This is a genomic window from Bacteroidota bacterium (assembly GCA_040388375.1).
Classification (GTDB): domain Bacteria; phylum Bacteroidota; class Bacteroidia; order UKL13-3; family UKL13-3; genus JAAFJM01.
In genome coordinates, this window is the sequence record JAZKBU010000007.1 from 239,148 (window position 1) to 253,407 (window position 14,260).

The following is a 14,260-nucleotide window of genomic DNA, read 5'->3' on the forward strand; positions in this document are numbered from 1 at the left end:
TCATGCAACTGATTGCACAATATTAGAGCCAATAAATACTTATCTAGTGCACGCTCTTATTCATATGTATGTTTTACGAAACAGAGTTGTCATATCGTTATAACAGTGTGTAAAGAATTCTACATATTAAATAGTAGTTGGAAAAAATATTTGCGAAGTTAAATGACTACACATATATTTGTAGCCGAATAACTACACAATGAATTTAAGACGAGATGTATTCCAGGCCATAGCAGACCCGACACGCAGGGCAATATTGCTGCTTGTGGCTTCGCAATCAATGACTGCCGGAGCCATAGCTGCAAACTTTGATACAGCCAGACCAACGGTTTCAAAGCATTTACAAATATTGACCGAATGCGAATTGCTTACTCAAGAGCAAAGTGGTAGGGAAATATCCTATCACCTCAATGCTAAAAAAATGAAAGAAGTAGCCGACTTTATAGAACCATTCCGTCAAATGTGGGATGATAGATTTAACAAACTGGAAGCCGTAATGAAAAAATACAAAGGGGAATAATATGGAACGAAAAACGAAAATAGATGCCGAAGATGGCAAGCAGGACTTAGTTATCACAAGGGAATTTGATTTACCATTGGAGTTGCTATTTAAAGCTTATATAGAGCCGGAAATCATATCACAATGGATGGGAACTAAAGTGATAAAACTAGAAAACAAAAAACATGGAAGCTGGCAGTTTGAAACGTCAGACCCTAAAGGAAATGTAGTGTTTCGCTCAAATGGGACAATTCATGAATTTATACCAAACGCAAAAATTACCCGCACGTTTGAAATGGAAAATACGCCCTTTCCTGTTCAATTAGAATACTTAACTTTTGAACCTCTTACTGACGACACTAGCAAGCTAACTATGCATATCATATACAAATCAGTTGCATTCAGAGATCAGATGTTAAAGCTGCCTTTTGCCCAGGGAATTAATATGGCGCATAACCGACTACAAGACACATTCAATAACTTAAAATAATTAATAGTATGACAACGAAAACAAATAAAATTATTTATTGGATTTCAACTCCATGGCTTGCATTAGGAATGTTATCGACAGGCATAGTACAGTTGATTCGCATGAAAGAAGAAGTTGATATGATGGCGCATCTGGGTTATCCGCTTTACTTTTTAACCATATTGGGTATATGGAAACTACTAGGTACAGTAGCAGTGCTTGTTCCTAAATTACCCTTATTAAAAGAATGGGCTTATGCAGGCTTCTTTTTTGCTATGTCAGGCGCAATATTTTCACACTTAGCTTGTGGCGATGAAGCCAAAGAACTTTTTGGCCCTGTATTATTATTTGTCTTAACAGTAGTATCTTGGTATTTCAGACCTGCTGATAGAAAAATTATCCCAATAGTTATCGGATAATAATTCTGCTTATATTTGGATATTATGAGTTTAAATAAGAAAAATTCCAGGCCAATAAGAGTAAATGGTGCTGAGTTTCGTTGGACAATCTCTCCCGCCATGCATCAAATCACTTTTGTAGCGGAATCATCTGGTGTAAAAGGGCGGAAAATTGAGGTACTTATTGATTCTGATATTAATAGCTTTTGGGTTGAATTTCCTAATGTTGAGGACTTAAATCTTAAGATTATAACACCAAAGGACGCGGAAAACATAATAGCACAAGCGCTCAAAAGTGGCTGGATTGTATCTGAGAAAGGCCCTCCGATGAGATTTGAATTTAAAAATGAAACATTAGAAATAATGAGCAAGCACTAATAAAATCTATATAACCTAAACGGTAAACAGCAATAAGTATGAGCAGCAGCAATAAAAAAGAATTATCACCGGCACAGCGTGATGAATTGATTGGTATATTAAAAACACGTTTTGAAAAAAATAAAAACCGCCTTAAAGATGTAGCATGGGCTCAAGTACAGACTAAATTAGAAGCAAGTTCAAAGCTATGGTCGCTTTACGAAATGGAAACAACCGGTGGCGAGCCTGATCTTATTAATTTTGATAACAAGGCAGACGAATATACTTTTTATGATTGCTCTATAGAAAGCCCTAAAGGCCGCAGAAGTTTATGTTACGACCGCCAAGCGCTGGATGCAAGAAAAGAACACAAGCCCGCAAATAGCGTAATAGATATGGCAGCTGACATGGGCATTGAACTTTTAACAGAGGAGCAATACAGAACATTACAGCAATTGGGAAGTTTCGATAACAAAACATCAAGCTGGATAAAAACCCCTGCCGGTATTAGAAAACTGGGTGGTGCTATCTTTGCCGATTATCGCTACGGCCAGGTTTTTGTATACCATAATGGAGCAGAATCATACTATGCAGCTAGGGGCTTCCGAGGCTCATTACAAATATAAATTGCCATTCATTAATCAATAAACAACATGAATACAAAGGTTGATTTTTATTTTACCAAAGAAAAAAAATGGCAGCAGGAAATTGAGCAATTGAGAATAATTGCACTTGACTGTGGACTAAGTGAAGAATTGAAATGGGGCTGCCCTAATTATACATTAAAAAAAAGTAATATTGTTTTAATACACGTGTTTAAAGAATATTGCGCACTGTTGTTTTTTAAAGGTGCTTTGTTAAAAGATACAAAAGGTATTCTTATACAACAAACAGAAAATGTGCAGGCAGCACGCCAGATTCGTTTTACCAATGTGCAGGAAATAGTGAAGCTAAGCAACGCCATAAAAACCTATATTCATGAAGCTATTAAAGTAGAAAAAGCCGGATTGAAAGTGGAACTAAAAAAGACTACCGAATTCAAAATGCCCGATGAATTTAAACAAGTACTGGATGAAATGTCAGAGCTGAAAAACGCATTTAAAGCCTTAACGCCTGGTAGACAAAGAGCCTATCTCCTACACTTTTCTTCTGCCAAACAATCCAAAACTAGGGAATCGAGAATTGCAACCTGTATACCTCAAATACTCAATGGGAAAGGCTTGAATGATTAGTGCTTCTATACTGAACAGTTAAATACTTAATGAATTTCTTTCCGCAATCTGATATTTTCTATCCTTGCCATTTAACCATGAATTTTCCCAAAACTAAAGGGTGGTTAATTACTAAATATGCTTTTATTTGTTGAGTTTTATAAAGGTTTCCATGCTAAAATTGTGGTGGTGTAAAAATGCGGATAATTCATTTATCAAAAGTAAAATAGTATTTCTGTTTAACTAAACTGGAAGGATTCTTGTTGGTTACGCTGCGCTAAACACCAACAAGGCAAAGTACCTATAAAATATTTTTTAAGTAAAATAAAGAAGATAAAAAGGTGGAAAACATAGAGAATAGTTGGACTATTTGCACAGAATGTATGGGGCAAGGAAAAAAAAGCCGAAAGTTCAAAAAAAATGCACTTTTAAGCTTTCAAAATAAGTTAATTCAATTTGAAGAAAACAAGAAAGAAGGGTTGGTACCTGCTCGTCCAAATCTTCATTTATATACATGTTTAAATTGTAGCGGCTCTGGATTAATAAAAGCAGAAAGTATTCCAATAGCAGATTATGAAAACTTTCCACATGTTGCCATTATTGGTGGTGGTATTGGAGGAGTGGCTTTGGCTGTGGCTTGTTTACACCGTGGAATCCCATTTACCATTTATGAACGCGATGCAAGTTTTGATGTTCGGCATCAAGGATATGGACTTACCTTACAGCAAGCCAGTAAAGCAATGAAGAGTTTAGGAATATTTAATTTAAAAGATGGGGTTAATTCAACAAAACATGTAGTTCATACTACTGAGGGAAAAGTTATTGGTGAATGGGGAATGAGAATGAATCCAGATTCAAAAACATCTCCAAAACGAACAAATATTCATATAGCTCGCCAATCATTACGTTTGGCATTACTTGAGCAACTTGGTGGACTACATGTTGTGAAATGGGGGCATGAATTGATAGATTTTAAAGAAAATAAAGATAAAAGTATTGAATTAAACTTTAAAGTAAATGGACAAATGAAGGATGCCAAAGCTGATCTTGTGGTAGGAGCTGACGGCATTCGTAGTGTTGTTCACAAGCTGATAATTGAAGAAGAAACTACCCCTTTACGTTACTTAGGTTGTATTGTAATACTAGGAATTTGCCCATTAAGCGCTCTAAAAGGTGTTGAAAGTCCATTGTTAGACTCTGCAACAGTATTTCAAACAGCCAATGGCAATGAACGAATTTATGTTATGCCTTTTACTAAAGATGCTATAATGTGGCAACTTAGCTTTCCAATGCCAGAAAATGAGGCCAAAGCATTGAGTGTTAAAGGAACTATGGCACTTAAAAAAGAAGCTTGCAACAGAACTCAGTGGCATCATCCAATTCCACAAATTGTAATGGCAACCATGGATGCTCAAATTTCAGGCTATCCAGTTTATGACCGTGCATTGCTTCAACCTGAAATGTTGGAAAAACACGAAAAAATAACACTAATTGGAGATGCAGCCCATCCTATGAGTCCATTTAAAGGACAGGGAGCAAATCAAGCGTTGTTAGATGCATTGGCGCTGGCTCGGGGAATATCAAAAGGATGCAGACCTTTATCAAATTGGCAAAAAGTTGGAATAAGGAAAAGTGTTTTAAAGGAGTTTGAATCAGAAATGTTAGAACGGAGTGCTGTAAAAGTAAAAGCTTCTGAGTTGGCCGCTGAGTTATTACATTCAGAAATTGTACTCGATGAAGGCGACAGGCCAAGAGGCAGAATCTTGAACTATTTAAGCATCTCTAAAACAGACTAATATAAATTATTCTAAAAACTAAAAGCGCAATTAAAATCCTTTATCAATCATAAAAAGGCCATTTCGCAAGACTAAGGATAGTTTGGAATTATTAGCCACATTGTTGGTGTTTAGTGCAGCGTCACCAACAAGGGCGAAATTTTAGGCAGCTTTATGGAAAACGAAGCCAAAATTGTAATGGACAAAACTCCCCTATGGATGTCTGGAAGTGATGTAAAGTCAAGAAGTTAGAGGATTTAATTCTTAGCCTAACGATTAGCTTAATAAATAAAAAACAGGCACATATCAATAGATACACGCCTGTTTTTTTTGTATTAATTACTGGATTAAGGGATTGATAACAATAAACGGATCCCATGAGAAATAGCCAATTATTGTTCCATTTGAGTTGTTTACTAAAGCAAAAGCAAGTGAATATTGAAGTGTTTGGCCGGGAGCGGTTATTAGTCCTATTGCTCTGGCAATAGCATTGGTTGCGGCTATAGGTGTTCCGGTTGGATTGTTGGTAGGCGGAAAGTAGTTTACCACTTCAGTGGTTAGATACTTTAATGGTGTTTTTATTCCTGCAGCTGCGCCTGCCGGTGCAAGACACTTGAAGTTTCCACCGTATAAATAAGGTGTTTGTCCTGTATTTGCATCAAATGTTATAACAGACCATTGAATAATATCTCCAATGTTACATATAATGCTTAATTCTGATTCCCCTTGCCCATGTCCACCTTGCGGATTATTGGTCACGTTGCTATGTTGCGTTACCATACTAAGATACACATCTGTAGTACCATAATTACCAATACTTGTTGGACTATCTGCTGTTCCTGCCAATAACGAACCATCCTGTATCTGGTTATACAAAGTTTCACCATCAACCGCAATTAGCACATTTATTGTTTTTCCCTTTTTGTTTTCACTTTTCATAATACTATCTGTTTTATACTTCCGCTTTACTTGTGTGGAGCAAGCCGTTTATTCAAGTGGGTTCTGCTCCACATTTATATTTTTACAGATAGTAAATAAAACGATTGCAGATTATTGCACACAAACGCTTTATTTACTATCCAATGATATTGTTTAATTAGCTGATTAAGCAGGATTAGTAACAATAAACGGATCCCAAGAGAAATAACCTATTATGTTTCCATTTGAGTTGTTTACTAAAACAAAAGAAAGTGTGTATTGAAGTGTTTGACCTGGAGTGGTTACAGTTCCTATTGCCCTGGCAAAAGTATTGGTTGCTTCTGCCGGTGTTCCTGTTGGGTTAGCAGTAGGTGGAAAGTAGTTTACAACTTCGGTGGTTAAATAGGTTAATGGCGTTATTCCGGCAGCCGCACCAGCAGGGTTAGTACAGTTGAAATTTCCATTATATAAATAAGGTGTTTGTCCTGTATTCATATCAAATGATACAATAGACCATTGAAGTTCATCACCAGAATTACATGTAATACTTAACTCCGATGCTCCTTCAGAAGAGCCATTGGTTACATTACTGTTTTGAGTTACCATACTAATGAACACATCTGACGAACTCCAAGCACCAAGACCTGTTGGAGAGCCTGATGTTCCGGCTGCTAATGAACCATCTTGTACACGTTGGGCTAAAGTTGCACCATCTACTGCGATTAAAATATTTATTTGTGACATTGTTTTTGTTTTTTATTTTTCCTACTCATAAGGCTTTTCAGATACGCCTCCATTTTTTCTTGTATGGAACAAGCCGTTTATTTAAGTGGGTTCTGCTCCACTTTTTATAAATATTTATAAAAACAAATTTGGGGCAAGTAGCAAAGCTTCTCTATACAGGAAAACAGGTATTTTAAACAAAAAATCAGCTTCGTATATGCTAAAACAGGCATATATCTATTGATACATGCCTGTTTTATTTGTTGTTTTAGACTAATAAATAAAGTGGTTTATCAGTTAACCATTGAATACTTACAGTCTGATAATACCTACAACGTGAGGTTTTCCATTTAATGGTTGGTAAATTTCAACAATAGCTTCCCATATTACATCTGCAGGAGGTATAGAAGCAGTACATTTGAAACGATAGTTTGTTCCGGCTACTACTTGCGTTGAAACTGTTTGTGGAGTGTAAGTTACTCCAACGAAACCAGCCATTGCTTCTGTAAATACTTTTTTGTCTGCTGGTGTAAGAGAATGATAAGGTGTCCATCCACCTAATACTGTTTGTGCGTTTGCGTTTGACATATTTTTAATGTTTTAGTTTTTTCTTACTCGTAAGGCTTTTCGGATATACGCCTCCATTTTTTCCTGTATGGAACAAGCCGTTTATTTAAGTGGGTTCTGCTCCACTTTTTATAAATATTTATACAACAAATTTGGGCTAAGTAGCAAAGCTTTTCTATACAGGAAAACAGGTATTTTTAGCTTGGCTAAATAAAAAAAAACACGCCATTGTTTGATGGCGTGTTTAAAGTAAATATAGTTATACTATACAGTGAATATTGTTGTTTCTAATCCAATAAACCCAATTGGGCAGCATACTTTACCAGCTCAGCTGTATTGTGTAAATTAAGTTTATTGAGTAAATTTTTGCGATGCGTTTCAATAGTATAATAGCTTAAAAAAAGAGTGTCGGCTACCTCCTGACTCGAAAGCCCGTTGGCTAACAAGCGTACTATTTCTGTTTCACGCTTGGATAAAGTTAACTTGGTATCATCAAAATGGTCAGGACGATCATATTTATTTTCCTGCATAACCGTTTGGTTTATTTCATCGCTAAAACAAGTACCACCGCTATAGACAGTTTTAATAGCTCCAATAAGCTCTTCTTTACTGCTGTTTTTTAGTAAATATCCATCAACACCCAGCTTATATAAGCTAATAATAAACTCACGGTTGCGGTACATGGTAATAATTATAATTTTTACCTGTGGGTATTTTTTACGTATTAAACTGGTAGCCGTAATACCATTCATACCCGGCATATTAATATCGAGTAAAATAACATCCGGTTGTTTCTGTTTAAGCAAAAGCATTAATTCATCGCCATTGGTTGCAGAACCATTTAAATGAATACCACTTTCAGGAGTAAAAAATACAGCCAAAGCATCGGTAAACATGCGGTGATCATCGGTTACAACAACATTAATCATAGTTGAATAGTAAATATAAAAGTGCTTCCATTGCCCCGTCCGCTATCAATATGCAAACTGCCTCCCAGTTTATTTAAACGCGAATACATATTTTTTATACCAATGCCTGACTGTGCGACAGCTGTATCAAAACCAACACCATCATCGCTGTAAATTAAAACCAATTGATTGTCAAATCGGGATATGTCAATTTCAATATGAGTAGCTTTTGCATGACGAATAGTATTGTTAAACAATTCCTGAAAAATGCGGTACATATTAATTTCCACATCGCTCTCAATACGAGTTTCCATGCCATGCACATGCATATCAATATGAAGCGTGCTTGTTTCTTTTAAAGCAGTAGTTAAATCATTTAAAGCAGGAATTAACCCAAATGTAGACAGTACTCCCGAAACTAAATTATGCGATACAAGGCGAATTTCCTCGCAAGCATCGTCAAGCAAATGACTTACTTTATTAAACTGCTGTTCTTTATCTACTTGCTCTTTGGGGGTAAAATGACTAAACTGTAGTTTAATGGTTGATAGCATACTGCCTAAGCGGTCGTGCAAGTCTTCTGCTATACGCTTCCGCTCCTTTTCTTGTGTTTCCAGCATGGTATGTATGGATTGCAACTCGCTTTTGCGCAACACCTCCTCCATTTGCTGCCTGTGTATTAATTGGTTTTGATTGGTAGCCTGCCTTGCATTGCGCACCCTTTGGCGTAAATAAAAAAATACCAGTAGTGCTACTCCGAATAAGCCAATAGCCAATGCTATAAAAACATTGCGTTGTTTTATGCTTGCTTTATTTTTTAGTTCTTTTACTTCGTTTTCCTGCTTTAAGTTGCTTATTTCTAATTGTCGTTTTTCCGCTTCAAACTCTTCCTGCAGTTGTTCTGTATGCTTAAGCATTTCAATACCACGTAAACTATCGCTTAAGTTTTTTTGCCATTCTTTATAAGTATAAGCCATTTTAAAATCGCTAATCTGCGCATAACACACTGCCAGATTATGATACACCTCGGGTAGCATATACCTGTTATTGAGTTGTTCAAATAACTTTTCGGCCTTTAATAATAAGTCAATAGCATCCTTGTATTTACCCTCATAAATTAATACCATGGCCAGGTTATTATGTTCCGTAGCCATTTCAAGCATATTGTTAAGCGCTGTTTGTATACGAAGCGACTCTTTAAAATATTTAGCAGCTAATCCATACTGACCAAGTTCTTTGTAAAGTAAGCCCAAATTATTGCAAGCCGTAGCAGTTGGCCTTACCAGGTTTGCTTTTTTGCATTGATGCAATGCCAAGTGAAGTACCGGTAAAGCTTGTCTTAAATAACCCCTGTCGGCCAGGTTACTTGCCAAAGCCAAAGTGGTTCGTGCTAAAAAATTACCATCGTTTGTTGCTTTAGCTAACTCATTGCTTAATGTGTAAAAATTGCCGGCTTTTTCAAACTTACCCAACTCAGAATGTAAATGCCCCAAATAAAAATAACTTCTAATAAGGGCCGATGTATCATGGAGTGTATTGGCAAGTTTCTCTGCTAAAAAATAATAGCTTAAAGCGCTATCAATATGTCTTGCACAACGATGAGCTGCACCCATACTGACGGCAGCCCACATTTGATTATTTTTCTCATGAGCTAAAGCCCGGGCTTTACCGGCAAGAAGCAAAGCGCTGTCGCACTCCCCTTTTTCTACATACCACCTGGTATTACAATACAATACCAATACTTTACAAGTTAACAATTCATTTGTTTGACAGTTGTAATTGTTTAACAGGTCTAACGCTACTTTAGCCTTATCAGCGTTTATATTTAATAATGAATCGTATTGGTAAATATGCCTGAAAAAAACTGAATTTTCTAGCTGCTGACCCTGGCTGGTAATCCCACAGACAAAAAATAAAAATAGTAGTAAGTATGTTTTCAATTAAGCTCTTTGGTGTATGTCGTTTCCATATGATTTAATACCTACTGGCGAAGAAACTGGCACGTTACCATTTACCGCTGTGCTTAGTGCAACTCCAAAATTATCTGTCCGGAACGGCCCAAATATACCCACATAAGGTACCGAAGGTTTATCACCCCCCTCATTTGAAATTACGTTTACAGTAAATTGGTCATTCGGGCTTTCCAACTTAAAGTTGTTGCTGCAAACTATATCACCTTCATGTAAGTCCATATTAATAATAATATAAACACTTCTATTCTCTTTATAAGAAGCAAAAGGAGCCGACACATAATCAATTTCATACTCTTTACCTTCATTACTGTAAGCCCCTAAAGTATATATAACTTCTCTCTCAGTCTTAACGCTTTTATCACCATGAATATTCACAGCAACCAACTGAATATTTAATACCTGTTCAATTTCATTGTTCATTGGCTCATACACACAGTTTGTATAATCAACAACGCCCGTTAAATCACTGGGATTCTCTTTAATGTAATAAATAAGGGTATCAGGCCCCTCAGTACTTCTTTTAAACTCATGTGTCACCGTATCACCTGCATTGATAGTGAAATCAATAAAAATGCCTGCTGCATCTTTTTCTGGGCTTAACCAAGTAGCAACTACCTTATTGATGTAATAAGGTTCTGTATTATCCAGTTTGTTCATAATAAAATTGTTTAAATAGTTTATACAAAAAAACAATATACAATATTCTTATCGAATACCTGTTTTCAGGTATTTCTGGACACCCCTTTATTTAGGAGAAACATCTTCGTTCTCATATAAATTCCCCAGTGCTTCAGCAGGAGTTTCTCCATTGGTTGGTGTATCAGTTTGAGTTACTTCCGGGCTTATAGCCGGGTTAATGGGTGTAGTAGGCATCATGTTCAATTGATAAAAATAGGTATAAGCAATGTATTGTTTTTTTGTTGAAAACAAATGCATGTAATCAAAGCAATGTAAAAAATGGCGGGTTTACCCTACAATTTTTATTACAACCTAACATTTCCATTTTAGTTATCGTACTACAGTTTCATACAAGCTAAAACCAATAAATATTATGAAACTTTTTACAAACCCTATCAATCAGTACCTATCAAAAAGTGTTTTGGTAGTATTATTATCCTTTGCTAGCTACCAGTTTACGCAAGCACAATGTGTAGCCAATTTCACCCACAGCGTAAACGACTCTACCAAAACAGTCACATTCACCAATACATCTACCGGAGGGGCCGGCTTGCGTTCATGGTGGGATTATGATGGCGTCATTAGTATGTCAACCAATACCAGCCCTGTATTTACTTTTCAAAATCCCGGATGGCATTATGTTTGTTTAAATATATCGAGGTTAAACGATTCTACTTGCCGCTCTAAAAAATGCGATAGTATTTTTATTAATAAAACCTCTCCTTGTGTAGCCAATTGGTTTTTTTATGGCGATACCAATGGAATGATGTGGTACAATGCTACACAATCGTTAGGTGCCAATTTGGTTTACTTCTGGAGTTATGATGACGGCTCACCTATTTCTGTTGAACCCTACGCAGTAACCGGACACCAGTTTCACCGAAAAGGAATCCACAATGTATGCTTAACAGTTGTCAATAGTTTAGATACAAGTTGCAAAAGCACTTCTTGCAAAACCATTTCAAACAGTAGTCCTTGCAGTGGGGCATTTTATTCATATACAGATACTATAACCGATACCACCCAATTCATTCCACAATATTCAGTACCAAATACTTCTTATACATGGACTTTTGACGATGGTACGGGCACTATTACCACTACAACTATACCTTTAAAACATAAATTCAATACACCCGGCCCACATGTAGTTTGCCTTACCGTAACCAATACAGCTGATTCTTGTACCGCTACTTCATGCGATACAATAATGGGCTCACCAAGTACCGGCATAAACACCATAAATAATGTCAAACGGAATTACTTCAGCACTTTCCCTAATCCGGTTGAAAATGTATTAAACATTATTATAAGCCAACCCGTTACCGAAAATGCTTATTTAAGTATTTACAACTCAATCGGGCAAAAAGTAATGGAACAAAAATTAGAACCGAGCCATAGCGAGCGAACAGTAAAACTAAATACCGAATCGCTACCTGAAGGCATCTACGTCATTGAGCTAAAAGGCTCCGATATGAAGCAGGTTGCTAAGTTTTATAAATAATTCCTCATACATATATATTTTTTATTAGTTAAAAACTAAGGGCTTGTAAATTAATTTTACGGCCCTTTTTTATGCATATTGATGCTACATTTTTCTCTTGAAATTTATGATTCATTATACTTATCTTGCGCCTTTATGGAAAAACAATTGAATTTAGAATACAATACCCAGCGTAGTAAATTAGTGTTGTCAGAATATGGGCGTAGTATTCAAAAAATGGTTGAATATGCTACCCAGATTGAAGACGTGGAGAAACGCAAAAAAGTAGCCGATGAAATTTTAACTTTAATGGGTCAGTTGAATCCGCATTTGCGCGATATTGTTGACTACAAACACAAACTATACGATCATTTATTTATTATTTCCGATTTTAAACTTGATTTAGAATCACCATATCCTAAACCAACTCCGGAGTCAATATACGTTAAACCACCGGCTATGGCCTATCCGCAAGAAAAAATTGTATATAGGTTTTATGGTAAAAATATTCAAAACATGATAGACCATGTAACTACTTTAGAAGACGGTAGTTTTAAAACGGCTTACATCAATGCTATTGGAAGTTTTATGAAAACCAATTGCCGCAACTGGAATGACGAAGTATTGGGTGACGAACAGATTATGGCCCATCTGGAACAATTAAGCGGTGGTAAAATTGTTATCAACGATGCGGAGGATATCGATTTTAAAGCGCAGCAAATGCGCAGGTTAAACAATAATAATAACAATAGCCGCAGTAACAGTAACAACAATAATAACCGCAACAATAACAACCGTAATTTCAGAAACAACAACAATAATAATAACGGTAATAACAGAAATAACAATAACCGCAATTCTAATAATAACAACCGCAACAACAATAGCGGTAGCGGAGCACCCGGCACAGACAGCGGTTACAGGAAATTTAACAGCAAGGATCGTTAATTGTATTACCCGTTTATCTTAACCCATGCATTTACAAAGGATAATTTTTAATTTTAAAAATGGCATGGAGGCCCTGCTTACCAATAAGTTTAGGGCTTTACTTACCTCGCTTGGAATTATTTTTGGTGTAGCGGCCGTTATTACCATGTTAGCCATAGGTAATGGGGCTGAAAAACAAATATTAGAGCAAATAAAACAAGTAGGCTCTAATAACATAGTTGTAAAACCTATTATTAAAACCAAAGACGAAGAAAAGCAGCTTAAGGAAAGTGGCATTGAGCAAAATAAATTCAGCCCCGGCCTAACAACCAAAGATGCTGAGAACATATCGCTTATTTTACCTGCTGCCGAAGCAGTAAGCAGCGAAATAGAACAACAAAATTTATTTATAAGAGAGGGTATAAAGCTAAGTGGGAAGCTGGTAGGTGTTAGCAATGCCTATTTCCACTTGTTAGACTTTACACTCATCAAAGGCAACCTGTTTTCCGATTTTCAGCTTAACAATGCTCAATCAGTTTGCATAATTGGGGCAAAAGTAGCCACCAAGTTTTTTAATACCGTTGACCCTATTGGGCAGGAAATAAAATGCGGCAACAACTGGTTAAAGATTGTAGGCGTTCTACGACCTAAAAATGTAGATGAAAGCAATATGCAAAAGCTCTCCATTCGCAATGCCGACCTGGAAGTATACACACCCGTAAAAACCTTCTTATTGCGATACAAAAACAGAGGTTTAGTAACTATAGCCAGTATTAAAGCCTCACAAAACCAAGAGGAAGGCGCTCCCAAACAAACAGACAACAATTACCACCAAATAGACAGGCTGGTAGTAAAAGTAGATAAAAGCGAAGCCATTGAATCGTCAGTTGATGTAATACAACGTATATTAGCAAGACGCCACAACGGAGTGAACGATTTTGAAATTATAGTACCCGAATTGCTGCTGAAACAAGAGCAAAAAACCAAAAAGTTATTCAATACTGTTTTAGGCATTATTGCCTCCATTTCACTACTAGTGGGTGGCATTGGTATTATGAATATTATGCTGGCCAGCGTGTTAGAACGTGTAAGAGAAATTGGTATACGCATGAGTATAGGTGCCAGCAAGCGCGATATCGTTATGCAGTTTATGGCAGAAAGCGTTACCATAAGTATTTCCGGGGGCCTTATAGGTATTGTACTGGGCGTTGTGCTCAGCTTATTAATAGAACAATTAACCGATATAGAAACCATTGTTTCCCCTATAAGCGTGTTTTTTAGCTTTACCATTTCCATTAGCGTGGGTTTGGTATTTGGTATTTTACCCGCCAAAAGAGCGGCAGAACAAGACCCTGCCGAATGTTTAAGATAAAA

Annotated in this window: 17 protein-coding genes; 10 read left to right on the top strand and 7 right to left on the bottom strand. The window is 36.5% G+C overall.

All coding sequences use genetic code 11. The annotated features are described in order from the left end of the window. Positions 1-199 precede the first annotated feature (199 nt). The 7 genes from V4538_12625 (at position 200) to V4538_12655 (ending at position 4,730) form a co-directional block, all read left to right on the top strand. Entirely contained in the window at positions 200-520 is a 321-nt protein-coding gene (locus tag V4538_12625; GenBank protein MES2381882.1) for a metalloregulator ArsR/SmtB family transcription factor, read from the top strand. 1 nt (position 521) lies between these two features. Further along, positions 522-989, top strand: coding sequence for an SRPBCC domain-containing protein (locus V4538_12630; protein MES2381883.1), 468 nt, complete (start codon positions 522-524; stop codon positions 987-989). Positions 990-997: 8 nt separating this feature from the next. Then, entirely contained in the window at positions 998-1,387 is a 390-nt protein-coding gene (locus tag V4538_12635) for a DoxX family protein (protein MES2381884.1), read from the top strand. Positions 1,388-1,411: 24 nt separating this feature from the next. Beyond that, positions 1,412-1,744 (top strand): hypothetical protein, encoded by a 333-nt coding sequence (locus tag V4538_12640; protein ID MES2381885.1) that lies wholly within the window; start codon positions 1,412-1,414, stop codon positions 1,742-1,744. A gap of 32 nt (positions 1,745-1,776) precedes the next feature. Further along, positions 1,777-2,349: a DUF4256 domain-containing protein gene (locus tag V4538_12645; protein ID MES2381886.1), complete on the top strand. Its 573-nt coding sequence runs from the start codon at positions 1,777-1,779 to the stop codon at positions 2,347-2,349. Between the two features lie 27 nt (positions 2,350-2,376). Beyond that, complete coding sequence (locus V4538_12650; protein MES2381887.1) at positions 2,377-2,955, top strand: YdeI/OmpD-associated family protein; 579 nt, start codon at positions 2,377-2,379, stop codon at positions 2,953-2,955. A 362-nt stretch (positions 2,956-3,317) separates the two neighbouring features. Then, positions 3,318-4,730 (top strand): NAD(P)/FAD-dependent oxidoreductase, encoded by a 1,413-nt coding sequence (locus tag V4538_12655; protein ID MES2381888.1) that lies wholly within the window; start codon positions 3,318-3,320, stop codon positions 4,728-4,730. A 318-nt stretch (positions 4,731-5,048) separates the two neighbouring features. On the opposite strand, the gene V4538_12660 is transcribed toward V4538_12655, so the two are convergent. From V4538_12660 to V4538_12690, 7 genes are all read right to left on the bottom strand, one after another. Beyond that, on the bottom strand, positions 5,049-5,648 hold the full coding sequence (locus V4538_12660) for an AidA/PixA family protein (GenBank protein ID MES2381889.1): 600 nt from the start codon (positions 5,646-5,648) through the stop codon (positions 5,049-5,051). Between the two features lie 165 nt (positions 5,649-5,813). Further along, the gene (locus V4538_12665; GenBank protein ID MES2381890.1) at positions 5,814-6,371 is read right to left on the bottom strand and encodes an AidA/PixA family protein; all 558 of its coding nucleotides are present in this window, start codon (positions 6,369-6,371) and stop codon (positions 5,814-5,816) included. Between the two features lie 291 nt (positions 6,372-6,662). Further along, the gene (locus V4538_12670) at positions 6,663-6,938 is read right to left on the bottom strand and encodes a hypothetical protein (protein ID MES2381891.1); all 276 of its coding nucleotides are present in this window, start codon (positions 6,936-6,938) and stop codon (positions 6,663-6,665) included. Positions 6,939-7,204: 266 nt separating this feature from the next. Beyond that, on the bottom strand, positions 7,205-7,846 hold the full coding sequence (locus V4538_12675) for a response regulator transcription factor (protein ID MES2381892.1): 642 nt from the start codon (positions 7,844-7,846) through the stop codon (positions 7,205-7,207). Continuing rightward, a complete protein-coding gene (locus tag V4538_12680; GenBank protein ID MES2381893.1) occupies positions 7,843-9,765 on the bottom strand; it encodes a sensor histidine kinase in 1,923 nt (640 codons plus the stop codon). Before V4538_12680 ends, V4538_12675 begins: the two co-directional genes overlap by 4 nt. After that, the gene (locus tag V4538_12685; GenBank protein MES2381894.1) at positions 9,766-10,455 is read right to left on the bottom strand and encodes a hypothetical protein; all 690 of its coding nucleotides are present in this window, start codon (positions 10,453-10,455) and stop codon (positions 9,766-9,768) included. A gap of 87 nt (positions 10,456-10,542) precedes the next feature. After that, entirely contained in the window at positions 10,543-10,734 is a 192-nt protein-coding gene (locus V4538_12690; GenBank protein ID MES2381895.1) for a hypothetical protein, read from the bottom strand. A gap of 115 nt (positions 10,735-10,849) precedes the next feature. Between V4538_12690 and V4538_12695 the strand changes: the two genes are divergently transcribed. From V4538_12695 to V4538_12705, 3 genes are all read left to right on the top strand, one after another. Continuing rightward, entirely contained in the window at positions 10,850-11,980 is a 1,131-nt protein-coding gene (locus tag V4538_12695) for a PKD domain-containing protein (protein MES2381896.1), read from the top strand. A 135-nt stretch (positions 11,981-12,115) separates the two neighbouring features. Beyond that, entirely contained in the window at positions 12,116-12,907 is a 792-nt protein-coding gene (locus V4538_12700) for a DUF4290 domain-containing protein (protein ID MES2381897.1), read from the top strand. A gap of 64 nt (positions 12,908-12,971) precedes the next feature. Then, positions 12,972-14,258, top strand: a complete 1,287-nt coding sequence (locus V4538_12705) for an ABC transporter permease (protein MES2381898.1) — start codon at positions 12,972-12,974, stop codon at positions 14,256-14,258. Positions 14,259-14,260: the final 2 nt, after the last annotated feature.